This window comes from Dactylosporangium maewongense, assembly GCF_039531485.1.
GTDB classification, from domain to species: Bacteria; Actinomycetota; Actinomycetes; order Mycobacteriales; family Micromonosporaceae; genus Dactylosporangium; species Dactylosporangium maewongense.
The window spans coordinates 87706-113812 of sequence record NZ_BAAAQD010000022.1 but is presented as its reverse complement, the minus strand read 5'-3'; the positions used below and the strand labels follow the sequence as shown (position 1 = coordinate 113812).

The window sequence follows — 26107 nt, the reverse complement described above, 5'->3', positions numbered from 1 at the left end:
CCGTTTCGGCCGTGCAGGGGCTGGGCATCCTCCCGGTCCGTTCCTGCGTGTTCCGGTTCCGGGACACAGGTCCCGGCCGGCAGTTCAGGACGCGTCAAGCGTCCGGATGTACCCGGCCAGGTGCGCCGGGGTGTGCAGCGCCCGGGTCCGCAGCAGCTCGCTCAGCTCGCCCGCACCGGAAGGGGCGGTGCAGCGGCGCAGCGTCCGGGGTGCGGCGGCGGACGGGTCCGCCGCCAGCTGGGCGGCGACCGGGCCGGCGATGCCGGCCACCCAGACCCGCTCGGGGTCCAGGCCCGCCACCCGCTCGTACCATTCGCGGTCCGGGCAGGACCGCAGCTCGTGTCCGGCGGCGCGGATCGCGTCCACCAGGTCTCGGGTGCTGCCGACGGTCGCGGGGACGGCGTCGACATAGCGGGCGCCCGCCGTGACGTGGCCGTCGCCGGCCAGCAGCACCGCCTCCGCGGCGGCGTCGGCGGGCAGCGCCTGGAAGAGCTCGTTGCCCTCCAGGGCGAAGCTCTCCGGGTGCTGACCGGTCTCGATCATCGCCCGCGACCAGCTCCACACGGCGTCGGCCGCGTTGATCTGGAAGCGCTCCTGGTCGCCGAAGACGCTCGGGATCCGCACCACCGCGGCGGGCACGTCCAGCTCGGCGGCGTGCTCGAGGTACAGCTCGGCGACCGCCTTGGACCGCACGTAGCCGTTCGCTGTCGACGGCAGCGTGTGCAGCGGGCCGGGCGGCACGGTCCCGCCGGCCGGATAGCCGGCGGAGTCGAACACCGAGCTGGTCGACACCACGGTCAGCGCGGCGCGGCGGCCGGCGGCGGCCAGCTCGAGCAGGCCGGCCAAGCTGTGCGTGTTGGCGGCGGCCAGCTGCTCGTACGGGTAGACGTGGTTGACCCACGCGGCGGTGTGCACGATGCGCCCCGCCTCGCCGGCGAGCCGGTCGTGGTCGGCGCGGGACAGCCCGAGCCGCGACGCGGCGATGTCGCCGTCGACGAGCTCCACCCGGGCGGCGTGCTCCGGGCGCCACAGCCCGAGGGCGGTCATCCCGTCGACCAGGTCGTCGCGGCGGCGTTCCCCGCCGCGCACCAGGCAGACGACCCGCGCGCAGTCGCCGCCGTCGAGCAGCCGGGCGAGGACGAACCGGCCGACGAACCCGGTCGCGCCGGTGAGCAGCACGACACTGCGGTCGGCGGCGGGGCGCTCCCCCGGCCGCGGGATCCCGGCGACCCGCCCGGCGATCTCGGCGCGCATCGTCGCGATGTCGTCGCCGAAACCGGCGGCGGGGGCCACGGTGGTGCCGGCGCGGACCTCGTCGACTGCCTCGGCGAGCGGCTGCAGCTGCGGCGTGCGGAACAGGGTCTCCATCGGCATGTCCACGCCGAGCGACGTGCGGATCCGGGCGACCATGTGCATCACCATCAGCGAGTGGCCGCCGAGCTCGAAGAAATTGTCCTCGGTGCCCACCGCGGGCACGCCGAGCAGGTCCTGCCAGATCGCGGCGAGCTCCTTCGCGGTCCCGTCCGCCGGCGTCTCGCCGCGCGGGCCGGTGCTCGTGCCCTGGTCGCGGCGGCCGGCGAGCGCCTGCCGGTCGAGCTTGCCGTTGCGGGTCAGCGGCAGCTCGTCCAGCACGGTGACCGTCGCCGGCACCATCCACTCCGGCAGAGTCCGCAGCAGCGCGCGGCGGATCGCGGAGCCGCTCGGGCTCGCCTCGCCGGCGGGCACGACGTACCCGGCGAGGGTGGCGGCGCCGACCCGGTCGCGTTCGAGGACGACTGCGGCCCGGGCGACGTCGTCGAGGGCGGCCAGGGCGGCCTGCACCTCGCCGAGCTCGATCCGGTGGCCGCGCACCTTCACCTGGTCGTCGCCGCGGCCGAGGTACAGCAGCTCGCCGTCGTCGCGGTGCACGGCGAGGTCGCCGCTGCGGTACATCCGGGCGCCGGACCGCCCGCTGAACGGGTCGGGCAGCATGCGCTGCGCGGTCAGCGCCGGGTTGGCGACGTAGCCGTGGGTGACGCCGTCGCCGCCGACGAAGATCTCGCCGGGGACGCCGGGGCCGACCGGGCGCAGCGAGCCGTCCAGGAGGTACAGCGACAGGTCCGGCAGCGGCGGGCCGATCAGCGACGCGGTCTCGGCCAGGTCCGCCTCCCGCACCCGACGGTAGGTGACGTGCACGGTGGTCTCGGTGATGCCGTACATGTTGATGAGCTCGGGCTGGGCGTCGCCGTGCGCGGCGACCCAGGGGCGCAGCGCGGCGTGGTTGAGCGCCTCGCCGCCGAACACGACGTACCGCAGGGCGGTTTCACCGCCGCGCTCCAGCAACGCGGCGCTCACTTGACCGAACGCGGACGGCGTCTGGCTCAGCACGGTGACGCGTTCGGTCTGCACCAGCTCGGCGAACACGTCCGGCGCGCGGGTCGCCCACTGCGGCACGACGAGCAGCCGGCCGCCGTGCAGCAGCGCACCCCACAGCTCCCAGACGGAGAAGTCGAACGCGTAGGAGTGGAACAGCGTCCACACGTCGTCCGGTCCGAAGCGCATGTGCTCGTCGCAGGCGGACAGCAGCCGCAGCACGTGCTCGTGCGCGACGAGGACGCCCTTGGGCTTGCCGGTGGAGCCGGACGTGTAGATCACGTACGCGGGCGCGCTCGCGGGCACGTCGACGGTGACCGGTTCGGGCGCCTCGGGCAGCTCGGCCCAGTCCAGCACGAGCGGCCGCGCCCCCTCGATGGCCTTCTCGGTCGCGGGTGTCACGATCACCGTGCTCACCCGGCATTCGGCGAACTGGTCGGCGGTGCGCTCGGCCGGGTTCTCCGGGTCGATCGGCAGGTAGGCGGCGCCTGCCTGCAGCACGCCGAGGACGGCGGCGGGCAGGTCCACGGTGCGCTCCAGGACGAGGCCGACGATGCTGCCCGGCCCCTCACCCCGCTCGCGCAGGGCGGTCGCGATCCGGTTGGCCCGGGCGGCAAGCTCCGCGTAGGTGAGCTTTTCCCCGTCGTCGGAGACCGCGACCGCCTCGGGCCGCTGGACGGCCTGCGCGGCGAACGCTCCGTGCAGCGTGGCCGCCGCCGGAGCGGCGGTGAGCCCCTTCGCCGGGATGACCGCCGGCTCGCCGTCGGCGAGGATCTCCAGGTCGGCGACCGGGACGTCCGGGTTCGCCAGGCCGGCCCGCAGCAGCGTCTCCAGCCAGCGGGCCCAGCGCGCGACCGTGGACGCGTCGAGCAGCTCGTCGTCGAAGGGCAGGTAGCCGACGACCTCGTCGCCCTCGCACCACAGCTCGGCCATCAGGTCGTAGTGCGTCGCGCCGCCGTCGAGCTCGGCGAAGGACACCTCGACGCCGGGCATCCTCGGCGGGGTCGGCGCGCCGTCGCGTAGCGAGAACGAGGTCTGGAAGATCGGGGTCACGCCGGGGCGGCGCGACGTCTGCAGCTCCCGGACGAGCATGTCGAACGGGATCTCCTGGTGGCCGAGGGCCTCGCCGAGCGCCGCGCCGGTGCGGCGGACCAGGGTGTTCAGGTCCGGCCGGTCCCCGACCCGGACGTGGATCGGCAGCCAGTTCAGGAAGTAGCCGATCATCCGCTGCGTCTCCGCGCGGGGGCGGCCGGCCACCGGTACCCCCACCACCAGCGACTCCGAGCGCACCAGCCGGGACAGGAAGGCGATGTAGCCGGCGAGGAACGCGCCGAGCAGCGTGGTGTCGTGCCGCTTGGCGAGGTCGCGCAGCCCCTGGACGAGGTCGGCGCCGAACCGGACGTGCTGGAACTGTCCCTGGCTGCCGCGGATCGCGGGACGGGGCCGGTCGGTGGGCAGGTCGAGGGCGTCGGGGGCGCCGTCGAGCCGCTCGCGCCAGTGCTCCAGCAGCCGTTGCATCGACGCGCCGTCCACCGTGGCCCGCTGCCACTCGGCGAAGTCCGGGTAGTGCACGTCGAGCGGGGCCAGCTCCACCGGCACGCCGCGCTCCCGGGCGTAGAGCCGGCCGAGGTCGTCCAGCAGGATCCCCAGCGACCAGTTGTCGGACACGATGTGGTGCTGGACCAGCGCGAGCAGGTGCGTGGTGTCGTCGATGCGGAACAGGGTGCAGCGCACCAGCGGCCCCTCGGCGAGGTCGAAGTCCTCGACGACCAGGCCGGAGGCGAGCCGCCGCGCGGTGCCGGCCGGGTCCTCCTCGGCGCCGCAGTCGACCTCGTCGAGCGGCAGCGTCATCCGGTCCAGGACCAGCTGGTAGGGCTTGCCGTCGCGCTGCCGGAAGACCGTGCGCAGCGACTCGTGCCGCAGCGCGAGCTGCTGCAGCGCTCGGCGCAGCGACTCGGCGTGCAGGTCGCCGTCGATGCGCAGCGCGACCGGGACGTGGAAGATCTCGCGGCGGGTGAGCAGCTCGTACATGAACCACAGCCGCTCCTGCTCGAAGGAGCACGGCGCCTCGTCGCTGCCGGCGGCGCGGCGGGTGATCCCGAGGTCCGCACCCTGACGGGCCAGCATCCGCTCCACCAGCCGGCGCTGCTGCGCGGGCAGCGCGGCCAGCCTGGACCGCAGCGCGGCGAGGTCGGACGGGGCGGCGCCGTCGGCGGGCGCGGCGTCCAGGCCGGCGTCGGGCCGGGTCTGCAGGTCGGTGGACTGGTCCATGGCAGACAACTCCTATCCGTCTGGGTGGGGGTCCGGTCCTCGGTCAGCGGGCGGTGAAGCCGCTCCGTCTGGGTCCGGGGTCGGGTTTCTCGGTCAGCGGGCGGTGAAGCCGCCGTCCACCACCAGCTCGGTGCCGGTGACGCCGCCGGAGTTGGGGCTGGCCAGCCACAGGCAGGCCGCCGACACCTCCGCCGCGCTCACGAGGCGGCCGATCGCGTGCAGCGACGCGGACTGGCGCTCGTAGTCGTCCAGGCCGGAGCCCATCGACTCGGCGACCGCGCGGGTGCTGCGGGTGCCGAGCTCCGCGTCGTCGGCGACGGTGCTGGGGCTGACCGCGTTCGCGCGGATGTTGTGCCGGCCGTACTCGAGCGCGATCGACTTGGTCAGCCCGACCACGCCGTGCTTGGAGGCGACGTAGTTGGAGTACATCTCGAACGCGACCCGCCCGCCGGTGGACGCGGTGTTCACGATCCGGCCGCCGCCGTGCTCGACCATGTGCGGCAGCACCGCCCGGCAGCAGCGCCACGTGCCGCTGAGGTTCACGTCCAGGGCCAGCTGCCACTGCTCCTCGGTCAGCTCGTGCGCCCGTACGCCGCCGGGGCCGAGCACGCCGGCGTTGTTGAGCAGCACGTCGATCTGGCCGAACTCCTCCATGCCCTCGTCGACGACCTTGTCGACGCCGGCCTGGTCGCGCACGTCGGCGACGCCGGTCAGCACCCGGCTGCCGAAGCGCCGGCACTTGTCGGCGGTCTCCTCCAGGTCGCGCCGGCCCGACATCGGGTAGGGCCCGGCCTGCGGGTCGCAGTGGTCGACGAGGATCAGGTCGGCGCCCTCACGGGCGAAGGTCAGCGCGTGGGAGCGGCCCAGCGCACGGGCCGCGCCGGTGATCATGGCGACGTTCCCGTCCAGCAACATCATGCCTCCAGAAGTTGGGAACCGGCGAGGGCGCGTGCGGTGTCCGGCGGGGCCGCGGCCAGGTGGCGCCCGAGCCGGGGCAGAGCGACGGTCAGGACGTCGATCGCGCGGTACAGCTCGCTGATCGGGATGTGTTCGTCGGTGGTGTGGTCCAGGTGGGCGTCGCCGGGGCCGTAGGCCGCCATCGGCACGCCCCACGGGTCGAGGGTGTTCATGTCGGAGGTGCCGGCCTTGCGCTTGAACGTCGGCCGGGCGCCCTGCGCGGCGATCGCGGCGCGCAGCTGGCTCACCACCGGGTCGGACCGGGTGCGGGTCACCCCGGGCACCCGCTCGTCGACCCAGATCCGGCTGTGCGTGCGGCCGCGGGCGAAGCGCTCCAGGGCGGCGAAGTCGAAGCCCGGCGGCACGCGGCAGGTCAGGAACGCCTCGGCGTCGGCGAGGTCACCGCACAGGCGGATGAGCGTGCCGGCGGCGACGCCGAACGCGACCGGGTCCGGATCGGGGTCCGGCGACAGCCCGCGCAGGTAGTCCTGCACGTCGCCGGCCCAGCGGGCGGCGCGCTCCACCGCGGTCGGCTCCGGGCTGCTGGTGTGCAGCGGCGGCTGGTGCATCTCGTACCCGAGGCCGATGCGCCCCTTGTAGCCCAGGCAGACCCCGTCCCAGCCGCTCGGCTCGCCGATGACCACGGCGTCCGGGCGCGGGACGGTCTCCATCACGTGCCGCGCCCCCCGCGAGCCGGCGACCTCCTCGCCGACCGCGCCGACGGCGTGCACCCGCACGTCCCGGCTGCGCGCGGCGGCGCAGATCATCGTGACGAAGGCGCCCTTGGCGTCCACCGAGCCGCGCCCGTACAGCAGGTCGCCGACCTGACAGACCGGGACCTGCCCGGGGACGGTGTCGATGTGCCCGAGCAGCATCACGGTCGGGGCGTCGGCGGGGCCGATGACGCCGTGGACGTTGCCGACCTCGTCGACGTGCGCGTCGAAGCCGAGCGTGTCCATCTGCTCCGCCAGGAAGCCCGCGAGCGGCAGCTCCTGCCCGGACACCGACGGGATGCTCAGCGCGGCGCGCAGCAGCCACGCCGGGTAGTCCTCGCGCAGGACTCCGGGGCGGGTGCGGCGCACGGCCCAGCCGGCGGTCATGCGGCGCTGCCTTCGCGCAGGACGTTGCCGCTGCCGGCTTCGCGCAGGGAGCTGCCGCCGCCGGCTTCGCGCAGGGAGCTGCCGCCGCCGGCTTCGCGCAGGGAGCTGCCGCCGCCGGCTTCGCGCAGGGAGCTGCCGCCGCCGGCGAGGGCCTGGCGGATCGGCCGGTGCTGCCCGGCGGCGCCGATGACGACGCGCGCGACGGTCAGGCTGGCGCGCAGCCCGGCCCGCACCTTGTGCCGCATCCGCCCGCAGACGGTGTCGCCGTCGAGGTGCTGCGGGCCGACCTCGGCGATCCTGCTGCCCGGGTCTTCCGGGTCGGCGTACACCCCGGAGACGTCGGTGAGCAGGACCAGCGCATCGGCGTCGAGCGCCACCGCGAGCCGGGCCGCCATCTCGTCGGCGTCGACGTTGAGCAGATTGCCGTCGGCGTCGCTGGCCGGCGGGGACACCACGGGGACGTCGCCGCGCTCCAGCACCGCGCGCACGGGTGCGGGGTCGACGTGCTCGATCCGCCCCGACTGGTCGTCGCGGATCAGCACGGTCTTTCCGGCCTTGATCGACCGGATGGCCGGCTTGCGGGACGCGGTCGCCAGCCCGCCGTCCGCCCCGCTCAGGCCCACCGCCCGCGCGCCGCGTGCCCGCAGCCCGCTGACCAGCTCGGGCTTGACCCGCCCGAGCAGCGCCATGGTGATGATCGAGAGCATGGTGCGGTCGGTGCGCCGGCTCTGGGTGCCGTCGGGTGACCTGATGACCTCGCGTTCGATGCCGAGCTCGTCGGCGAGCTGGTCGGCGACGGCGCCGCCGCCGTGCACCAGCACGGTGGGCGTGCCGGCCGCGGCCAGCTCCGCGACCTCGTCGAGCAACGGTCCCGGGTCGGAGCCGCCGCCGATCTTGACCACGATGACCCCGCCGGGGGTGTGTCCGGCATCCTGTGCCATGCCCCGCTCACCTCCTCTGTGCTTGCCCTGCGCTTCGTGTGCCGTGCCGGATCAGGCCGGGTGCAGGCCCGGGAACTCCAGGCCGGCGTCCTCCGGCAGGCCGCGCGCCACGTTCAGGCTCTGCACGCCGCCGCCGGCGGCGCCCTTGACCAGGTTGTCCAGGGCGGCGACCACGACGATCCGGCCGCCGTCCTCGTCGACCGCGCAGCCGACGTCGACGAAGTTGGTGCCGGACAGGAACTGCGGGTCCGGCAGCCGGTGCACCCCGCGGCTGCGGGCCACCACCCGGACGAACGGGCGGTCGCGGTACTCCCGCTGCAGCACCCGCAGCACGTCCCGGCGCTCGACCGGCTCCGGCGGCGTGACGTGGCAGACGACCTGGGCGCCGCGGACCGACGGCACGGCCGTCACGGTCATGCGGGCCCGAACCTTGGCGTGCGCCGCGATCTCCTTCTCGTGCCGGTGCCCGGCGGGTTTGTAGACTCTGAACGCGTTGCCGCGCTCCGCGTGATGCGACGACGGGCCCGGTTCGGCGCCGGAGCCGGACGAGCCGGTCCGCGCGTCGACCACCACGTCACCGGCGACCAGTCCCGCCTTGCTCAGCGGGGCCAGGGCGAGGATCGCGGCGGTCGCCATGCAGCCGGGCACGCTGATCCGCTCGGCGCCGGGCAGCTCGTCGGCGTACAGCTCGGGCAGCCCGGTCCGGTAGACGTCGCCGGACGCGGAGCTGGCGCCGGCCCGGAAGTCCGGGCTCAGGTCGACGATCGTGCCGGCCAGCTCGGCGACGCCGGCCTCCAGCTCCGCCGAGGCTCCCGAGGGCAGCGCCAGGAAGGCGGTGTCGACCGGGGCCAGCTCCTGCGGCGGGTGGAACGTCAGGCCGAGATGGTGCAGGTTGGGGTGCACCTCCGCGACCGGCCGGCCGGCGTGCCGGCGGGAGACGGCCTGCACCAGGTCCAGTTCCGGGTGCGCGTGCACCAGCCGGAGCAGCTCCCCACCCGTGTAGCCGGCCGCGCCGACGACGCTCACCTTCACCCTGCCGCCCCTTTCCGTCTGCAGTCTTTGTCGCGTGTACGGTGCCCGCCGTGGGGTGGGACCCGCCTCAGGCACCCACCACTCCGGCGAGCGGGCGGCTACTCGCCCCAGTCCTCTTCCACCTCGGGCGCGAGCGCCAGCACGACCGGGTCGGTCGTGACCACCTCGAGCTCGCTGGAGCAGTGCTGGCAGATCACGATCTCGGCAACCATGAGTTCGTCGGAGACGTCCACCGCGCCACCGCACTGCGGGCACTGCACGGTCGTTGCAACAGTCATTAGTTGCCTCCTGCAGATTGTATGACTACTGTTTGGCCAACACTGCAGAAGCTAACACATGCTTCACGGTCGCACATCCCGAGAGACGACTTGGAAGCAACATCGAGGCGACATCCCGCAGGTCACGGCAAATCGCTCGAGTATCCACGCCGACGACTCTTTGACCCTTTCCCACATCGGGTTTTGCCAAACAGGACTTCGGACAGGCGCCGATGATCGAGTTGCGGATCGCGGCGTGCAGGGTGATGCTGGCCCTCGACACTGTTGCAGACTCTGCATGATGAGACGACGAATAGTCTGCAACAAAGGCTGCTCCGTGCGTGTCCTCCCGAGCGGCGACCCGACGAGCACACCGTCCGGAGGTGCCTGTTCATGGCCGAGACCACCCACACCGCCACCCGCACCTTGCGAACCGCGGAGCTGGCCCTGCTCGGCGGGGACCGCACCGTGCCGAAGGACAGCGACGGCGGCACCTGGCCGGTCGTCACCGCGGACGACGAGCGGGCCGTCCTGCGGGTGCTGCGCGACGGTCCGCTGAACGCCGCGTCGCCCGGCGAGCCCGAGATCGGCCGGCTCGAGGCGGCGTGGGCCGAGGCCACCGGCACGCGGCACTGCGTCGCCGTCGCCTCCGGCACCGTCGCGCTGCACCTCGCGCTGCGCGGCTGCGGGATCGGCCCCGGCGACGAGGTGGTCGTGCCGGCCCTGACGATGAACGCGACCGCCCACGCCGTGCACGCGGCCGGCGGCACCGCCGTGTTCGGCGACATCGAGCCCGGCACCTACAACCTGGACCCCCGCTCGGCCGCCGCGGCCACCGGTCCCCGCACCGCGGCGCTGCTGCCCGTCCACCTGCACGGGCTGCCCGCGGACATGCCGGCGCTGCGCCGCCTCGCCGAGCGGCTGGACGTGCCGGTCGTCGAGGACGCCGCGCAGGCCCACGGCGCGCGGCTGGAGGGCCGCCGGGCCGGCGCGCTCGGCACGGCCGGCTGCTTCAGCCTGCACCCGCACAAGAACCTGCCGACGTGCGGCGAGGGCGGGCTCATCACCACCGACGACGACGAGCTGCACGAGCGGCTCGTCAGCCTGCGCAACTTCGGCGAGCGGGCGCCGGTCGGGGCTCGCACGTACATCAGCCACCACGCCGCCTTCAATGCCCGGATGGCACCCGTGGCGGCGGCATTCACCCACTCGCAACTGGCCCGCTTCGACGACTACGCCCGCCGGCGCGAGCCGGGCATCCGCGCGTTCCTGGACCGGCTGGCCCAGCTTCCGGGGCTGGGCGTGCCGCGGATTCCCGCCGGCCGCACGCACGCCTGGCACATCCTGCGCCTGATGCCGCAGCCGGAGGCGCTCGGCCTCGGGCCGGAGCACCGCACCGGGCTGCGCGCCGCCCTGCACCGGGCGCTGCGCGCCGAGGGCGTGCCGGTCTCCCAGTACCAGGTCGCGCCGCTGCCCGCGCACCCCGCGTTCCGGCCCGCCGACATGACCGAGGCCGACGCCCTCGACTGGGTGGCCGAGCGCTTCCCCGTGACCACCGCGGTCGTGGACGGATCCCTGTGCCTGCAACGCCGCCACCTCGATCCGGCGGCCGGGCCGCTGCTGGCCGGCTACGCCGACGCCTTCGAGAAGGTGTGGCGGCACCTCGACCTGATCCGCCAGATGGCCCGCTCGCGCCCCGCGCCCGGCTGGCGCGACGCGCTCCGCAAAGGCTGACCCACACACATTCACACCCACCGAAGGGAGCCAGACATGGCCGCGCCGACCACGACCGGCCCGCCGCACTCCCCCGCCGTTCAGGACGGCGCTTCTGACGGCGCTTCTGACGGCGCTGTTGACGGGGCTTTTGACTGCGCCCTTGACGGGGCTTTTGACGAGGCGCCCGTCGCGGCGATGGCACACCAGATCCGGCAGGACGTCATCCGGATGGCGGGCGGGCCCGAGGGCGCGCACGCCGGCGGCAGCCTGTCCTGCGCCGACCTGATGGCCGTGCTGCACGCGCGGCTGCTGCGCCCCGGCGACGCGTTCGTGCTCAGCAAGGGCCACGCCGCGCCGGCGCTCTACAGCGCACTGGTCCAGCTCGGCCGGCTCCCCGCCGACGAGCTCGACAGCTACGCCCAGCCCGGCAGCAGGCTCTTCGGCCACCCCGCGCACGACCTGCCCGGCGTCGAGTTCGCCACCGGCTCGCTCGGCCACGGGCTCGGCCTGTCGATCGGCCTCGCGCTCGCCGAGCTGCTGCGCGGCGGCGACCGGCGGGTCTACACCGTCCTCGGCGACGGCGAGCTGCAGGAGGGCAGCGTCTGGGAGGCCGCGCTGCTGGCCGGCCACCGCAAGCTGCCCAACCTGGTCGCGGCCGTGGACCGCAACGGGCTGCAGATCACCGGCGGCACCGAGGGCTGCGTCGCGCTCGAGCCGCTCGACGCGAAGTTCGCCGCGTTCGGCTGGCAGGTGCGCACCGTCGACGGGCACGACCTGGCGGCGCTGCACGAGGCGCTGCAACCGTCGCCGGACGGCCCGGTCATGGTGATCGCCACGACCGTGAAGGGCCGCGGCGTGCCGTTCCTGGAGCGCAAGGTCGCCGGGCACTACGCCAAGCTCAAGCCCGCCCTGGTGCAGCGCGCCCTCGCGGCCCTCGCCCGGGCGGCGAAGGGGGAGCCGTCGTGACGCAGACGATCGCCGAGGTGGAGCTCGGCCCGGATCCCCGCGCGGCGTACCGCGACACGCTGATCGACCTCGCCGCCGAGGACCCGCGGGTCATCTGCCTGGACTCCGACACCGGCGGCCTGGAGGACACCTTCGCGGAGCGGTTCCCCGACCGCTACATCAACGTCGGGATCGCCGAGGCGAACCTGATGACCGTCGCCGCCGGGCTCGCCCGCCGCGGCTTCATCCCCTACGTGCACACGATGGCCACGTTCGCCACCATGCGGGCCGCCGAGTTCCTCAAGGTCGACGTGGTCGGCAACCGGCTGCCCGTGCGGGTGATCGCCACGCACGGCGGGCTGTCCGCCGCGCACTTCGGCACCACCCACTTCGCCTTGGAGGACCTCGCGGTCGCCCGGGCGCTCGCGGACCTCGCCGTCGTCGTCCCCGGCGACGGCCGGCAGATCGGCGCCGCCACCCGGCAGCTGCACGAGCTGCCCGGCCCCGCGTACCTGCGGCTCGGGCGTTCGGCGACACCGGCGCCGCCGATGCCACAGGGCAGTGCGCCCGACTTCCGGCTCGGCCGGGCCCGGACGCTGCGCGAGGGCACCGACGTGACGATCGTGGCGACCGGGGCGATGCCGTTGCTGTTCGCGCTGGAGGCGGCCTCGCGCCTCGCCGGCGACGGGATCGATGCGGAGGTGCTCGAGCTGCACACCCTGCACCCGCTGGACCGCGACGGGCTGCTCGCCGGCTGCCGAGGCCGGGCGGGGGTGGTGACCGTCGAGGAGCACCGGCCGCAGGGCGGCGCGGGCGACGCGGTCGCCGAGGTGGTGTCCGCCGAGCTCGCCGTGCCCATCCGCCGGGTCGCCGTGCGCGGCCGGCCCGGCGCGCGGGTCGCCGGCCAGCGCGACGCCCTCGAAGCGCACGGAGTGAGCGCCGACGCGGTCGTGGAGGCCGCCGGCCGGCTGCTCGACCACACCCAGAACACCGACCGGAAGACGAGGTGATGACGATGGCCGGGACGGCCCTGATCCACGACGAGGACCGGATCCGCTACGTGCAGAGCGTGTTCCAGCGCGTGCTGAAGGTCGACAAGGGGGTGACGCCCGACGACGAGTTCTTCGCCCTCGGCGGCACCTCGCTGACGGCAATGGAAGTGATCGACCTGATCGAGGCCGAACAGGGCCGCCGCCTGCCGGTGCGCAACTTCTACCAGGCGACCGTGGTCCGCGAACTCGCCGGCGAGCTGACGCCCGCCACCGACTCAGACGGAGGTGCCCGATGATTCGACCGAGAGCGGGACTCGCCACCGAGGCGAGCACCGAGGTGGACCTCGCCGGAGGTGGCGGGCCACGGTCCGTGTCCCCCGCCGCCGACCGGCCCGCGCCCGGCCGGTCGAGCGCGAAACTGCACTCGCTGACGGGCCTGCGGTTCATCGCCGCGTTCCTGGTCGTGCTGTGCCACGTCGGCATCAACCTGCTGCCGTTCGTCGCCAAGGACCAGGTCTTCGTGATCCACGTGTTCTACGGCTTCGGCTCCGTCGGGGTGTCGTTCTTCTTCATCCTCAGCGGGTTCGTGCTGACGTGGGTCGCCCGCGACATCGACACCGTGCCGCAGTTCTGGCGCCGCCGGTTCTTCAAGATCTACCCGAACCACCTGGTGACGCTGGTCGCGGCGGTCCTGCTCGCGGCCACCGCCGCGCACGCGCTGTCGACCCGCGACACCCTGGCCACGCTGTTCCTGGTGCACGCCTGGATCCCCGACCAGCAGCTGCTGTTCAACCTGTGGTCCAACACGCCGACCTGGTCGCTGTCCTGCGAGCTGCTGTTCTACCTCGCCTTCCCGTTCGTGCTGAGCCTGCTGCGCAAGGTCCGCCCCGAGCGGCTGTGGCGCGGCTTCTGGATCACGTTCGCCGCGATCTGCGCCGTGCCGTTCGTGGCGCTGCTGCTGCCCGCCGGCGGGACCCACCGCGGCACCGGGCTGCCCTGGCTGCACATGTGGTTCATGACGTTCTTCCCGCCGGTGCGGATGCTGGAGTTCGTGCTGGGCATCTTCACCGCGCTGATCGTCATCAACGGCCGCTGGCTCAAGCGCTGGCCGCTGCCGGTCGCCGTCATCGTGGCGACGATCGGGCTCATCGCCGCCGGTGGGGCCACGCCGCCGATCCTGGGCTTCGTCGCCGTCTCCGCGCTGCCGCTCGCGTTCCTCGTCGGCGCCGTCGCCACCCGCGACATCGACGGCCGCGGCAGCTCGTTCGGCAGCCGCGCCATGGTGTTCCTGGGGGAGATCTCCTTCGCCCTGTACCTGGTGCACTGGCTGGTGGTCGTCTACGGCTGGATCGGCAGGCACTCCCCCACGTGGGGCGCGAACCCGGCCGACGCACCCACCACGTGGGGCACCGTGCTGACCTACTCGGGGCTGACGATCGTCACGAGCCTCGTGCTCGCGTGGCTGCTCTACACACTCGTCGAACGCCCGATCATGCGGCGCTGGAGCCGGCCGAAGGCGAAACGCGACACCCTGGAGGCCGCACAGGCGGACCGGGGCTGAGATTCCTCGGACAAGGCTCCCACCGGGCGGGTGGGAGCCTTGTCGCCTTTCGTGCAGTGTCTTTCTGCCCGGGGTAGGGTGATTTCTGACTGCAGAGGGGGCACCGTGAACGTCACCTGGAAACAGGTCGCGACCTGGCGGATGAAGCGGCAGTTCGTGCACCCGCGCACGAAGGCCAGCGCGAGCGAGATCGTCGGCAGGCTGTGTGGTGTGCAGGCGCAGGTGTGGAGCGCCGCCGAGCTGGCCGTCGCCTTGCGGCAGACGACACCCGACGGCGACGCCGTCGACCGGGACGTCGCCGACCTGACGCTGCTGAAGACCTGGGCGATGCGCGGCACGCTGCACCTGCTGCGCCCGCAGGACGCCGGCGCCTTCCTGTCGCTCATGGCCGCCGCGGGCAGCTGGCTCAAGCCGTCCTGGACGAAGGCGTCCGGCGTCAGCCCCAAGCAGGTGGACGAGCTGACCGACGAGGTGTCGCAGATCCTCGAGGGCGGCGCGGAGCTCACCCGCGACCAGCTGGTCACGAAGCTCATCGCCGACAAGCGCTTCGCGAGCATGGAGGAGCGGCTGCGCTCCGGGTGGGGCTCGGTGCTCAAGCCCCTCGCCTGGCGCGGCGCCCTCTGCCACGGCCCCAACCAGGGCAACAAGATCACGTTCACGTCGCCGGCGAAGAAGTTCGGCAAGGACTGGAAGGGCGTCCCCGAGCCCGACGAGGCGGCCCCGATCGCGATCGAGGCGTATCTCGGCGCGTACGGCCCGGCCAGCCCCGACACGTTCGACCGATGGCTGACGCTCAACAGCACCAGCAAGCCGAAGCTGCGCAAGTGGTTCGCCGACATGGGCGACAAGCTCACCGAGGTCGACGTCGAGGGCCGCAAGGCGATGATCCTGACCGAGCACGCCGACGACCTCGCCGGCTCGGCCGACTGCCAGGGCGTCAAGCTGCTCGGCCACTTCGACCAGTACATCCTCGGCCCCGGCACCAAGGACGACGTGCTGCTGGACGCCAAGCACCGCAGCAAGGTGAGCCGCACCGCCGGCTGGATCTCCCCCATCGTCGTCGTCGACGGCCGGATCGAGGCAGTCTGGGAGATCGAGGGCAAGGACCTCGTGGTGACCCCGTTCGACGGCGCCGTCCTGCCCGAGAAGGACCTCCAGAAGGAGGCCACCCACGTGGGCAAGGCCAACGGCGTCAGCGGCCTGACAGTCCGCGTCGTCTGACCCCCGGACCGCCACCGCCGCCCGCACTCGGCGCTCGGCGCTCCGCGCTCCGCGCTCCGCGCTCCGCCGAGGGTGATCGGCCGCGGGTGATCGAAGGACGGATCTGGTTGTCCGGGCGGCCCGGAACGTCCTTCGATCACGAGCAGTCGAGCACCACAGCAGTCACAGCGACCCGAACCCCGCCCCTGCGCGCCCACGGAACAGCGACCCGCTCCCCAGGCACCAGCCACCGCCCGGCATCGGCACCCGGCACCGGCCACCGCCCGGCGTCACCGCCCGACACCGGCACCGGACCGGCACCCGGCAACGCCTATCCGAGCCCGCCGCCCCACCACCCGTGATCCAAGGACAGAACTGGCCATCCGAACGGCCCGGAACGTCCTTCGATCACGGACAGTCGAGCACCGCAGCAGTCGCAGCGGTCCGAAGCCCGGGCTCCGCGCCACCCACGAAACAGCGGTCACTCCCCAGGCACCGGCCGCCGACCGGCACCGCCACCAGGCATCTCCTGTCCGCGCCCGGCGCTCGGCGCTCCGCCGCGTGTGATCCAAGGACGGAGCTGGCCGTCCGGGCGGCCCGGAGCGTACTTCGATCACACGGGAGTGGAGGGGTCGCAGCGGGCCGGCGGCTCTCATGTGCACGGGCGGTGGCGCACGTGGAGAATCCGGGGCACGGTCCGGTCGTCAGGTGGCGGTGAGGACTGCTGGTCGCCGTGCCGGGGTGGTGGTCGGAGGACGGGTCAGGCGAAGTGGGTGCGGTAGAGGTCGCGCAGCAGTGCGATCTCCGCGCCGTGGTGCATGACCTCGCGGTTGACGTGCAGCATCAGCGTCGCCATCGGGCGGTCGGCCCACGGGCCCTCTGCCGCGCCGATCGGGCGCTCCAGGGCCGCCTCGTCCAGCGCGCTCACCGCGTCGCGCCAGTCACGGTAGTGCCCCTCCAGTGCGGCGACGGCAGCGTCCGCGGTCACCGGCAGCTCCGCGGTCGCCATCGTCAGCGAGCCGTCGCCGAAGTGCGCGCTGGTGCGGAGCCCCAGTACATGCAGCGAGACGTGCGTCATCCGCCAGGCGATCGTCGTCACCGGCGGCGGGTCCGGGGTCTCGTGCCCGCCGTCGAGCGTGGCTCGGCCGTCGGCCGCGGTCCGGACGGACCAGCAGTCCTTGACCGGCTCCCAGAAGTACTCGTCGTCGGTGAGGCCGGTCAGCGCGGGCGTCAGGTTGTGCTCCCAGTAGAGGTCGAGCTGGTCGAGCACCTCTGCGCGCCAGTCCATGCGGCGGACTCCCGTCGGTCGTTGCGGTGATGCCTGCACCGTAGGACCGCCGCTACGACCGCCGGACCGGGTTCCGCGCGGGTTCCCTCATTCGGGAGAAGCCCGCCGAAAGGCCTGCCGATCAGCGCAGATTCTGCAGCCTGACCTGCCCCCGGGCGACGAGCCCGCCGGCCGCGTCGACCGTCTCCACCGCCCAGACCTGCTGCGTGGCGCCGCGGTGGATGGGCACCGCCGTCGAGGTGAGCCGGCCGTTGGCCGCGGTGACCGGCGCGAAGAAGTCGGTGGTGTTGCTGACCCCGACCACGGTGCCCTTGTCGCCGAGCCACCGGTCGGCGGCCACGCTCGCGACGGACTCGACCACCGCGCAGTGCACCCCGCCGTGCAGGATGCCGTGCGGCTGCAGCAGGTCGCCGCGGGCCGACCAGGCGGCGACCACCTGGTCGGGGCCGACCTCCTCGAACTGCAGGCCGAGGTGCTCGACATAGGGTCCGAGTCGCTGCGAAAGCGAAAGCTTGTCCACGGTCATGACTCGAGTATCCCAGTGTCCGCCGGAGTCTGCAGAGTCGACAGTCAGCTGTCGAAGAACTCGAGCTGCCCGTTGCGCCGCAGCCGGTCCACCCAGGCCTGGGCCGTGTAGCGGGGGACGTCGAAGTGCCGGGCGAGCTGCCCCACGCTGCCGGTGCGGCGCAGCTCCGCGGCGACCAGCTCGGCGTCGGGCATGCGCCGGTACGGCCGGTCGGGCTTGGCGCGGCGGGCCTGCCGCTCCTCCGGCTCGGGCGGCGTCGCGCCGTTGAGCACGGTCGCGGCGACGGCACTGCTGAGCGAGCGGGCGAGCATGTCGAAGTCGATCGAACGGGCGGCGTTGACCGGCAGTGCCCCACCTTCGGGCGCCATCACCGACAGCTCGACGACCTGCGCCTCGAGATTCTGGTTGATCCGGACCCGCGCCGTGATGGTGGCGGGCTGCTTGTCGCCGTCCGGGCTCTCGGCCACGATCTTGACTGTGTAGTGCGTTTCAACGTACTCCTGATCGGATTCCATGGTGGTCCGCCTTATTCTTTGCAATACCTCGGGGCGAGCCGAGGGAATGGTGCATGTCGAGTGGCACAGCGATCCTGTCGATACTATACTGCGGTCGAATCTTGAGAGCCCGCCAAAGGCGACACCCTCCGGGGGCTCAAACCCTCGCCTGACCTGGTAAAGCCTTCGACAGGTCGGCGGCTCGCAGTCGCCACAGCCTGTTGACTCTCTGCAACGGACATACACCATAGGGTGACGCCATCACCGGCGCACCCCACCGAGCTCCCCGATCGGAGCCGCGGGTGACTCGGCGACGGCGGCCAGCAGCTCCAGCACCTGGTCGATGCGCTGATAGCCGGACGCGTGGTCCCACAGGTCCGTGTTGAGCTCGAGCATCGCCGACAGCCCGGCTGGGCGCAGCAGCCCGTGGAAGGCCATGTCGTAGCGGGCCGTGCCGTGGGAGATGAACCGGTATTCGCAGCCCAGCCCGGCAAGGTCGGCCGGCATCCACGACTCCAGCTGCAGCTCGCACGTGACCTGGTAGATCGGATGCACGCCGGTGACCCGCCGGGGCTGCACGGTCTGCACGATGTCGGCGAACGGCGCCTGCTGGTGCTCGTAGGCTCGCAGCACCGCCGCGCCGACCCGCCGCACCAGCTCGTCGAAGCGCGGGTTGCCCGACAGGTCGAGCCGGACCGGGACCACGTTGAGGAAGCAGCCGACGAGCTGGTCGGCGCCACGCTGGATCCGGTTCGCCGTGGGGATGCCGATGACGATGTCGTCCTGGCCGCTGAGCCGGTGCAGCAGCACGCCGACGGCCGCACAGAACACCGTGAACGGCGTGGTGCGCGCGGCGGCGGCCACGTCCCGCAGCGTCCGCGCCGCGTCGGCGGAGACGGGCCGCTCCAGGAACTCGCCCCGGAACCTCGCCTTGTCGCCGCGCGGGCGGTCGGTGTCCAGCCGCAGCGGCGGGGCGCCGGCGAGCTCGCGGGCCCAGAACCGGCGCAGCCGCTCGCCCTCGGGGCCGTCGAGCAGCTCCTGCTCGGCCCGGGCGAGGGCGGCGAAGCCGACCTCGTGGCGCGGCAGGGCCGGCGCGCGACCGGCGGCCCGCGCCTCGTACGCGATGCCGAGGTCCCGCATGATCAGCGTCATCGACACCTCGTCGGTGACCAGGTGGTGGAACAGCAGCTGCACCTGGTGCCGCTCGGGTTCGAGGCGGATGATCCGCGCGCGCAGCAGCGGCCCGCGGGTGATGTCGAAGCCGGTGTAGGCGATGTCGTGCTCGAGCTGTCCGCGCTCGGCCTCCCGCGCGGCGTCGTCGAGGCCGGTCAGGTCGTGGACCGGCACGTCGATCCCGGTGTGCGGCTGGATCCGCTGTACGGGCTGGCCGCCGACCTCGACGAACATGCCCCGCAGCCCCGGCTGGTACGCGACCACGTCGTTGACCGCGGCCGCGAACGCCTCGGGGCGCATCGGTCCGGTGAGGTCGAGCACGAGGGGGATCGTGTGGGTGAGCGAGCCCGGGTCGGCCTGCTCGGCCAGCCACAGCTGCCGCTGCCCGGACAGCAACGGCACGTCGACGGCCACGTCATCCTCCAAGGAGGAGTCCGATGAGTCGGGAGCCTCGTCCAGGTCCGCGGGCAGGTCGGCGACCAGCTCCAGCATGCCGTCCAGCTCAGGGTTCGCGGCGCGCAGCGCGCCGGTCAGCTCCACCGGGGTGGGGTTCTCGAACAGGGTGCGCACCCGCACCCGCACGCCGAGCGCCTCCTGGATGTCGGCGACGAGCCGGGTGGCGAGCAGCGAGTGCCCGCCGCTCTCGAAGAAGTCCGCGTCCGTCGCGAGGCCCGGCTTCTCCAGGGCCTGCGCCCAGATCTCGACGATCAGGTCGAGCAGCCGGTCCGGGCCGTCGGGGCGGGCCGGACCGGATTCGCCTGAAGCAGCCGCGGGCAGGCCGTCGACGATCTCGAGGCGGCCGACGACGTCCCGGCGGGCCGTGAGCCCGGTGGGCGCTCCGCCGAGCAGCAGCGCCGCGGGCTGGTGCGGCGACAGCCCGTCGGCCAGCCGCAGCTCCTGGCCGGCGTCGACGCCGGTCAGGACCGGCCAGTCCTGTGCGCCGCGGGAGCGGTCGAGGGTCAGCGTCACCGGCGTGCCGTCCGGCAGATCCAGGCGCACCCGCTCGTCGCCGTCCCCGTCGCCGTAACCATCCAGGGGCGCCGGCTCCGGCGCGTGCAGGTCGAGGTCCGGCAGCCGCAGCTCCGGCCGCGCGAGCCACTGCCGCAGCACCCGGGCGTAGTCGTCGACGAGCGCCCGGACGCCTTCGGAGGTGTAGAGGTCGCCGTCGTACTCCAGCCACAGCCGGACCCGCTCGTCGGAGAACTCGATCTCCACGACCGTGTCGAACCGGCCCCGGCCGCGCTCGACGTCCAGGACCCGCACCGGCAGCCCGCCGAAGCGCAGGTCGCCGACCGCGTCCACGCGCGGCAGGAACAGGTGCTGGATCAGCGGCGTCCGGTCGGTCGGCCGCGGCGCGGCGGCGGCCCGCACGATCCGGTTGAACGGCAGCCGCACGTGCTCGATCGCCGCCGCGACCCGCTTCGTGCAGCGGGCCACCGTCTCGGGCAGGTCGGGGGCGCCGCCGAGGTCCAGGCGCAGCGGGACGGTGTTGGACAGCTGCCCGACCAGCGTCTCCAGCTGCGGCGCGCCGCGGTTGGCCGCGAGCACGCCGAGGATCAGGTCGTCGCGGCCGGTGGAGCGGGCGATCGTGGCGGCCCAGCCGGCGAGGCACAGCGCGTAGGGCGAGCTGTGCAGGTCCCGGGCGGCGGCGCGCAGCGCGGGGCCGCCGACGCCCGGCAGGACCAGCTCGACGCGGCTGCCGACGCCGCGGCGGATCCGCCGGCGCGGCCGGTCGGGGCGCACGTCGAGGCTGGTGGGCGCGTCGCGGAGGGTCTCGCTCCACCACGCGGTGTCGGCGTCCTGGGTGGCCGGCAGCAGCGCCTCGCGCTCCCAGAGGACGAAGTCGCCGTACTGCAGCTCGGGCTCCGGCACCGTCGAGGGGCGCCCGGCGAGCGCGGCGGTGTAGTCCGCGGCGAGCTCCGCCAGCAGCAACCGGACGGCCGTGGCGTCGGCGACGATGTGGTGCACCGCGAGCGCGAGCACGTCCTCCCCGTCGGGACCGCCGCCGGGCAGCAGCAGGAACGCGATCCCGCAGCCGGACGAGGGGTCGATCCCGGTGGCGGCGAACCGGACGAGCGCGTCGTCGCCCGAGGTGTGGTCGTCGAGCACGGTGACGGGCAGCGGGTCCGGCACCGGGAGCACGACCTGGCCCGGCTCGCCGTCGTGCAGCCGCAGCGCGGTGCGCAGGACCTCGTGCCGCGCCAGCAGCGCGCCGACCGCGACGCGCAACGCGTCCGGGTCCAGGCGGCCGGGCACGGCGAGCGCCACGCACTCGGTCAGCGGGGCCTGCTCCGCCGCCGACGCGTCGGAGGACCAGAAGTGCTCCTGGATGACCGCGAGGGGCATGAAGTCTTCACAGTCTCTCATGAAGATACGATAACTCACTGCGTGAGAATCGCGCGCGAAGTGACCGGTTCGGGTGGCTTCTGGCCCCGCAAGATGCGCTGTCTGCAGAGTCGAGTTACGGTGAGGGCCGTCGGCAGTTGTGGTGTGTGGGTGAAGACTCGTGCCGACAGCCGCGCAGACCCGCGCACCGGAATACGAGCGTCTCGCACGAATTCCCGCAGAGGAGTCATGGGGCATGACCTCAACCAACGCGCAAAACAGGACACCCGCACCGACGGAGCGGGCCGGAGCACGCCCGGAAGGCGCCCCCAGGACGCCGCAAGGTCCGGCCGGCGCCGCGCCGCCCGCCGCCCCCGGTGGCGGGAAGCCGCCCGCCCCCGGCGGTCGCCGCCCCTCGGTGTTGCGCAACCGCGACTTCGCCCTCGTTTGGGGCGGTGAGTCGATCAGCCTGCTGGGCAGCGAGATCAGCGTCATCGCGCTGCCGTCCCTCGCCGTGCTGGTGTTCGGTGAGGGCGCGCTCGGCGTCGGTCTGCTGATCGCGCTGCAGTGGATCCCGTTCGTGCTGCTCGCCCCGGCGATGGGGGTGCTCACCGACCGCCTGAACCGGCGGATGATGATGCAGATCTCCAACCTGGCCCGGTTCCTCATCCTCGGCTCGCTGCCGTTGCTGTGGGCCCTCGACGGGTTGACCATCACCCACCTGTACGTGGCGGCGGTGCTCAAGGGCATCTTCGACGTGGTCTTCCAGCTCGCCTACCAGGCGTACCTGCCGCAGCTGCTGCCGCGGGAGGACCTGGTCGACGGCAACGCCAAGACCCAGCTGAGCCGGTCCGTCGCGCTCATCTTCGGCCGCAGCGCCGGTGGTGCGCTGGTCGGCGCGCTCGGCGCGGCGCGGGCGATCACCGCCGACGCCATCACCTATCTGTTCGCCGGGCTCTCGCTGATGCTCGTGAAGTTCAAGGAGCCTGCCCCGCAGCCCCGCCCCGGCGGCGTGCAGGCGACCCTGAAAGACCTGCGCGGCGGCGTGTCGATGACCTTCGGCAACCGGCTGCTGCGCTACCTGACGCTGATGGCCACCTTCGGCAACACGGCCGTGTCCATGGTCCTCGCGATGATCATCGTGTTCGGCTACCAGGACCTGCACCTCAGCGCCGCGCAGATCGGTCTCGTGCTCGGTGTCGGCGGCACGCCGGTCATCCTCGGCGCGATCCTGTCCCGCCGGATCAACGAGCGTCTCGGCATGGGCCGCACGCTGCTGCTGACCCACTCGATGCTGGTGGCCGCGTTCCTGCTGCTGCCGTTCGCCCAGTTCGGCAACACCGCGACGGCCGTGACGATCCTGATCATCTCGCAGGGCATCTCGTCGTTCACCACGCCGGTCGGCAACGTCGGTGTGATGACGCTGATCCAGAAGGCCACGCCGCCGCAGGCGATGGGCCGCGTCGGTGGCGTCGCCCTGCCGTTCGTCTGGGGCGCCAACGCCGCCGGTCCGCTGCTGGGCAGCGCGATCGCCGTCGCGTTCACCAACGTGACGGCCTTCTACCTGGCCGCCGCGCTGGCCGTGGTCGCCGTGTTCTGGGTCCTCGCGGGCCGGGTGAACAGGCTCGTCGACGACGTCCCGGAGCAGGACCGAGTGGTCGTCCCGGCCGCCTGACAAGCAGGGGCCGCCTGACAAGCAGGGGAGGAAGCGCAGACATGATCACCCAGCAGGAAGCCCCGGTCGTCGGAGCGAGCACGACGACCCTGGTCTCCCGGATCGAGGGGTTCGCCCGCAGCGCCCCGGACTCGCCGGCCGTCCGGCACGGCGACCGGGAGCTGACCTACGGCGAGCTCAACCAGCAGGCCAACCAGCTCGCCCACGAGCTGTCGGTCCTGGGTGTGCGGCGCGGTGACATGGTCGCCATGTACCTGGGCCGCTCGATCGAGTGGGTGGTCGGCATGCTCGGCTGCCTGAAGGCCGGCGGCGTCTGCATGCCGCTGGACCCTTCGGTGCCGGTCGAGCGCTTCAACCGGGCCATCGCGGCGGGGCGCCCCGCCGCCGTGGTGGCGGCCGCGCACTGCCCCGACGCGGCCGAGGTGCCGCCCGTCCCGGTCGGGGTGCCCGTGGTGCCCTGCCCGGGCGGCGGCAACCCCACGCCGCCGGTCCCGGGCGGGCTGCCCGTGGTCACCATCGACGCCGGCGTGCCGGCCCGCGAGCACCTGCCGGACCCCGGCCCGGCGGCGCGGCGGGACGAGCTCGCCTACGCCATGTTCACCTCGGGCTCCACCGGAGCCGCGAAGATCGTCCTCGCGCAGCACTCGTGGCTGGCGCTCAGCGCCGCCCGCAGCGCCACCATCAACGGCACCACCGCCGCCGACCGCGGCTCGTGGCTGGGCGCGGCCGGGGCCGGCATCGCGATCCACGAGGTCGGCGGCCTGCTCTGGCAGGGCGCGCAGATCGTCATCGGCGAGCACGACGTGATCGCGTCGCCGCCCGCGCTGCGCGACTGGCTCCTGCAGGAGGAGATCACGCTCAGCTTCGTCATCACGCCGGTCGGCGAGGTGCTGCAGAACCTGCCGTGGCCGCACCAGACCCCGCTGCGGCTGCTCACGCTCGGCGGCGACCGGCTCAACAAGTGGGGTCCGCCGGACCTGCCGTTCGAGGTCGCCGTCTCGTACGGCAGCCTCGAGGCCTTCCAGGTCGCCAACTCCGTCCACCCGTGGCCGCTGCGGTGCACGCCGTCCACGGCGACGGCCGCCGACCGCCGGTCCGCGCCGCCGGTCGGCCGCCCGATCGAGGGCGTCACCGTGCACCTGCTGGAGGAGGACGGCCTGACCCCGGTCGGTGACGGCATCGGCGAGGTGTGGATCGACTCCGACTGCCTGAGCCTCGGCTACCTCGGAGACCCGGCGCAGACCGCGGACCGCTTCCGCCCCAACCCGTTCGGCGCGCCGGGCACCAGGATCTACCGCTCCGGCGACGCGGGCCGGTTCCGCCCCGACGGCATCCTGGAGCACCACGGCCGCATCGACGACATCGTGAAGATCCGCGGGCACCGCGTCGAGCTCGGTGACGTCGAATGGGTCCTCGGCCGGCACCCCGCCGTCCGCCAGGTCGCCGTCGTCGCGACGATGGACGGCGACCAGCGCCGGCTCGTCGCGTGCTTCACGGCCGAAGCCGGCGAGACCGACGTCGCGCCCCTCGAGCTGCGCGACTACGCCCTGGAGCGGCTGCCTGACTTCATGATCCCGGTCGCCTTCGTCCAGCTCGACGAGCTGCCCTTGAACACGTCGAACAAGATCGACCGCCGCCGGCTCCCCCCGGCGGACTGGGCCCGCGGCCGACCCGCGCGCTCCTGGCGGGCGCCCGCCCCCGGCACGGAGACCGAGCTGGCGCGGCTGTTCGCCGACCTGCTGCACGTCGAGAAGGTCGGTGCCGACGATCACTTCCTGGAGCTCGGCGGCGACTCGCTGCTGCTGGCCCGCCTGCAGGGCCTCATCGAGCAGGACCTCGGCACCCGCGTCGAGATGAACGACCTGGTGACCGACCCGACCGTCAGCGGCCTGGCGCGGCTGATCGGCGCCGCACCCGAGGCCGCGGCGACCCCCGCGCTTCCCCCGATCACCCCGCGCCGCCGATAGACGCCGATCGACCCAGTAGCGCGCCCAGCGCGGCGCTGCCCAGTACACGAGACCCCAAGAACGTCAAAGGGCCCATGGGAACCCCCATGGGCCCACCGACCCGGCTTGGAGGCAGGCATGGATGCCGGCACGACCATGGAAGCGGATGTCGCCACCGACAGGCTGGTGACCGCGTTCGACCATCACGACCCCGGATACACCCCGTACACCGCGCAGCGCGTCAACAGCGAGATCCGCGACCGCGGTGTCACCTACTCCCCCGCCTACGGCGGCGTGTGGATCCTGTCCCGCTACGCGGACGTCCGCGCCGCCCTCACCGATTGGCAGACCTACAGCTCGGCCCGCGGGGTGCACTTCCCGCGCGCCGAGGGCATGCCGATGTTCTCCCCCATCGACTTCGACCCGCCGCAGCAGCGGGAGATCCGCGACCGGATGGCCGCCCCGGTGACCCGCGAGACGATCGCCGACCTGGAGCCGCGGCTGCGCGAGATGGCGCACCGGCTCCTGGCGCCGGTGGCCGGGCGCGGGCACGGCGACCTGATGGCCGAGCTCGCCGAGCCGTTCGCGATCGAGGTGCTGAGCGTGGCGTTCGGGCTGTCCGACGCCTGCCGCAGCCGCGTACGGGCGGCGACGAAGACGATGTGGACCTACATCTCCACCGACAAGGACGCGAGCAAGTTCTGGCCCGCCTTCCACGACATCCTCGCCGAGGAGATCGAGCGGGTGCGGCGCGAGCCCGACGGCGGCTACATCGCGAAGCTGGCCGCGATGGAGCGCGACGGGAAGCCGCTGCCGGACGAGGAGCTGTACTCCATCATCGTCAGCTTCTGCGTCGCCGGGCACGACAACACGATGAACTCGATCACCCGCCTGGTGCACACCCTCGGCCAGGACCCGGGGCTGCAGCTGCGGCTGCGCCGCGAGCCGGAGCTGCGCGCGGCCGTCGCCGAGGAGGCGCTGCGGCGCTGGTGCCCCACCGACCGGTTCACCCGGGTCACGACCCGCGAGGTCACGGTCGCCGACACCGTCATCCCGGCCGGCGCCCGCGTGGTGCTGCTCTTCGACGCGGCCAACCGGGACCCGGAGAAGTTCCCGGACCCCGACGCGTTCGACCCCGACCGCGGCAACTCCCACCACCATCTGAGCTTCGGCCACGGCATCCATCACTGCATGGGTGTGCATCTCGCCAGGGCGGAGTTCGCCGCTGTACTGGACGAGCTCGCCGAGCTACCCGTCTTCGACCTCGCCGGCCCGAGCGAGCTGCACTTCGAGAACGGCCGGCACATCATGTACGACCGGCTGCCGGTGCGGTTCCGTGCCGAGGAGGAGCGCTGA

Annotated in this window: 19 protein-coding genes; 9 read left to right on the top strand and 10 right to left on the bottom strand. The window is 73.3% G+C overall.

The window, feature by feature from the left end; translation table 11 throughout:
* Positions 1-84: 84 nt before the first annotated feature.
* The 6 genes from ABD332_RS42335 to lysW form a co-directional block, all read right to left on the bottom strand.
* Positions 85-4623 (bottom strand): non-ribosomal peptide synthetase, encoded by a 4539-nt coding sequence (locus ABD332_RS42335; protein ID WP_344509534.1) that lies wholly within the window; start codon positions 4621-4623, stop codon positions 85-87.
* A gap of 93 nt (positions 4624-4716) precedes the next feature.
* A complete protein-coding gene (locus tag ABD332_RS42330; protein WP_344509532.1) occupies positions 4717-5541 on the bottom strand; it encodes an SDR family oxidoreductase in 825 nt (274 codons plus the stop codon).
* Positions 5538-6680: a M20/M25/M40 family metallo-hydrolase gene (locus tag ABD332_RS42325; protein WP_344509530.1), complete on the bottom strand. Its 1143-nt coding sequence runs from the start codon at positions 6678-6680 to the stop codon at positions 5538-5540. The genes ABD332_RS42330 and ABD332_RS42325 overlap by 4 nt, the downstream gene beginning before the upstream one ends.
* Positions 6677-7621: an acetylglutamate kinase gene (gene argB, locus ABD332_RS42320; RefSeq protein ID WP_344509528.1), complete on the bottom strand. Its 945-nt coding sequence runs from the start codon at positions 7619-7621 to the stop codon at positions 6677-6679. The genes ABD332_RS42325 and argB overlap by 4 nt, the downstream gene beginning before the upstream one ends.
* A gap of 51 nt (positions 7622-7672) precedes the next feature.
* Positions 7673-8653 (bottom strand): N-acetyl-gamma-glutamyl-phosphate reductase, encoded by a 981-nt coding sequence (gene argC / locus ABD332_RS42315; RefSeq protein ID WP_344509526.1) that lies wholly within the window; start codon positions 8651-8653, stop codon positions 7673-7675.
* Positions 8654-8751: 98 nt separating this feature from the next.
* Positions 8752-8931 carry a lysine biosynthesis protein LysW gene (gene lysW, locus ABD332_RS42310; RefSeq protein WP_344509524.1) on the bottom strand — a complete coding sequence of 60 codons (180 nt, stop codon included), beginning with the start codon at positions 8929-8931 and terminating at the stop codon, positions 8752-8754.
* A gap of 372 nt (positions 8932-9303) precedes the next feature.
* Here lysW and ABD332_RS42305 point away from each other — a divergent pair, with 372 nt between their 5' ends.
* The 6 genes from ABD332_RS42305 to ABD332_RS42280 all read left to right on the top strand — a co-directional run bounded on the left by ABD332_RS42305 (position 9304) and on the right by ABD332_RS42280 (position 15345).
* Positions 9304-10644 carry a DegT/DnrJ/EryC1/StrS family aminotransferase gene (locus ABD332_RS42305; protein ID WP_344509522.1) on the top strand — a complete coding sequence of 447 codons (1341 nt, stop codon included), beginning with the start codon at positions 9304-9306 and terminating at the stop codon, positions 10642-10644.
* Positions 10645-10680: 36 nt separating this feature from the next.
* Positions 10681-11592, top strand: a complete 912-nt coding sequence (locus ABD332_RS42300) for a transketolase (protein ID WP_344509521.1) — start codon at positions 10681-10683, stop codon at positions 11590-11592.
* Positions 11589-12581, top strand: a complete 993-nt coding sequence (locus ABD332_RS42295; protein ID WP_344509519.1) for a transketolase family protein — start codon at positions 11589-11591, stop codon at positions 12579-12581. The genes ABD332_RS42300 and ABD332_RS42295 overlap by 4 nt, the downstream gene beginning before the upstream one ends.
* A 5-nt stretch (positions 12582-12586) precedes the next feature.
* Complete coding sequence (locus ABD332_RS42290; RefSeq protein WP_344509517.1) at positions 12587-12859, top strand: acyl carrier protein; 273 nt, start codon at positions 12587-12589, stop codon at positions 12857-12859.
* Positions 12856-14124, top strand: coding sequence for an acyltransferase family protein (locus ABD332_RS42285; RefSeq protein ID WP_344509515.1), 1269 nt, complete (start codon positions 12856-12858; stop codon positions 14122-14124). Before ABD332_RS42290 ends, ABD332_RS42285 begins: the two co-directional genes overlap by 4 nt.
* A 105-nt stretch (positions 14125-14229) precedes the next feature.
* Positions 14230-15345 (top strand): winged helix DNA-binding domain-containing protein, encoded by a 1116-nt coding sequence (locus ABD332_RS42280; protein WP_344509513.1) that lies wholly within the window; start codon positions 14230-14232, stop codon positions 15343-15345.
* Between the two features lie 739 nt (positions 15346-16084).
* Here ABD332_RS42280 and ABD332_RS42275 read toward each other — a convergent pair.
* The 4 genes from ABD332_RS42275 to ABD332_RS42260 form a co-directional block, all read right to left on the bottom strand.
* Positions 16085-16612 (bottom strand): DinB family protein, encoded by a 528-nt coding sequence (locus ABD332_RS42275; protein ID WP_344509511.1) that lies wholly within the window; start codon positions 16610-16612, stop codon positions 16085-16087.
* Between the two features lie 121 nt (positions 16613-16733).
* A complete protein-coding gene (locus ABD332_RS42270; protein ID WP_344509510.1) occupies positions 16734-17138 on the bottom strand; it encodes a PaaI family thioesterase in 405 nt (134 codons plus the stop codon).
* Positions 17139-17182: 44 nt separating this feature from the next.
* Positions 17183-17605, bottom strand: coding sequence for a hypothetical protein (locus tag ABD332_RS42265; RefSeq protein WP_344509509.1), 423 nt, complete (start codon positions 17603-17605; stop codon positions 17183-17185).
* Positions 17606-17893: 288 nt separating this feature from the next.
* Complete coding sequence (locus ABD332_RS42260; protein ID WP_344509507.1) at positions 17894-21172, bottom strand: condensation domain-containing protein; 3279 nt, start codon at positions 21170-21172, stop codon at positions 17894-17896.
* A gap of 214 nt (positions 21173-21386) precedes the next feature.
* On the opposite strand from ABD332_RS42260, the gene ABD332_RS42255 reads away from it, so the two are divergent.
* The 3 genes from ABD332_RS42255 (at position 21387) to ABD332_RS42245 (ending at position 26107) form a co-directional block, all read left to right on the top strand.
* Entirely contained in the window at positions 21387-22805 is a 1419-nt protein-coding gene (locus tag ABD332_RS42255) for an MFS transporter (protein WP_344509505.1), read from the top strand.
* A 41-nt stretch (positions 22806-22846) separates the two neighbouring features.
* On the top strand, positions 22847-24772 hold the full coding sequence (locus ABD332_RS42250) for a non-ribosomal peptide synthetase (RefSeq protein WP_344509503.1): 1926 nt from the start codon (positions 22847-22849) through the stop codon (positions 24770-24772).
* Positions 24773-24889: 117 nt separating this feature from the next.
* Positions 24890-26107 (top strand): cytochrome P450, encoded by a 1218-nt coding sequence (locus ABD332_RS42245; RefSeq protein WP_344509501.1) that lies wholly within the window; start codon positions 24890-24892, stop codon positions 26105-26107.

Bases quoted from the DNA above. Each gene is read 5' to 3' on its own strand.
- ABD332_RS42300 (WP_344509521.1), top strand. From the start codon at position 10,681: ATGGCCGCGCCGACCACGACCGGCCCGCCGCACTCCCCCGCCGTTCAG.
- ABD332_RS42245 (WP_344509501.1), top strand. From the start codon at position 24,890: ATGGATGCCGGCACGACCATGGAAGCGGATGTCGCCACCGACAGGCTG.
- argB (WP_344509528.1), bottom strand. From the start codon at position 7,621: ATGGCACAGGATGCCGGACACACCCCCGGCGGGGTCATCGTGGTCAAG.
- ABD332_RS42330 (WP_344509532.1), bottom strand. From the start codon at position 5,541: ATGATGTTGCTGGACGGGAACGTCGCCATGATCACCGGCGCGGCCCGT.
- ABD332_RS42305 (WP_344509522.1), top strand. From the start codon at position 9,304: ATGGCCGAGACCACCCACACCGCCACCCGCACCTTGCGAACCGCGGAG.
- ABD332_RS42270 (WP_344509510.1), bottom strand. From the start codon at position 17,138: ATGACCGTGGACAAGCTTTCGCTTTCGCAGCGACTCGGACCCTATGTC.
- ABD332_RS42335 (WP_344509534.1), bottom strand. From the start codon at position 4,623: ATGGACCAGTCCACCGACCTGCAGACCCGGCCCGACGCCGGCCTGGAC.
- ABD332_RS42250 (WP_344509503.1), top strand. From the start codon at position 22,847: ATGATCACCCAGCAGGAAGCCCCGGTCGTCGGAGCGAGCACGACGACC.
- ABD332_RS42325 (WP_344509530.1), bottom strand. From the start codon at position 6,680: ATGACCGCCGGCTGGGCCGTGCGCCGCACCCGCCCCGGAGTCCTGCGC.
- lysW (WP_344509524.1), bottom strand. From the start codon at position 8,931: ATGACTGTTGCAACGACCGTGCAGTGCCCGCAGTGCGGTGGCGCGGTG.
- ABD332_RS42285 (WP_344509515.1), top strand. From the start codon at position 12,856: ATGATTCGACCGAGAGCGGGACTCGCCACCGAGGCGAGCACCGAGGTG.
- ABD332_RS42275 (WP_344509511.1), bottom strand. From the start codon at position 16,612: ATGGACTGGCGCGCAGAGGTGCTCGACCAGCTCGACCTCTACTGGGAG.
- ABD332_RS42290 (WP_344509517.1), top strand. From the start codon at position 12,587: ATGGCCGGGACGGCCCTGATCCACGACGAGGACCGGATCCGCTACGTG.
- ABD332_RS42260 (WP_344509507.1), bottom strand. From the start codon at position 21,172: ATGAGAGACTGTGAAGACTTCATGCCCCTCGCGGTCATCCAGGAGCAC.
- ABD332_RS42255 (WP_344509505.1), top strand. From the start codon at position 21,387: ATGACCTCAACCAACGCGCAAAACAGGACACCCGCACCGACGGAGCGG.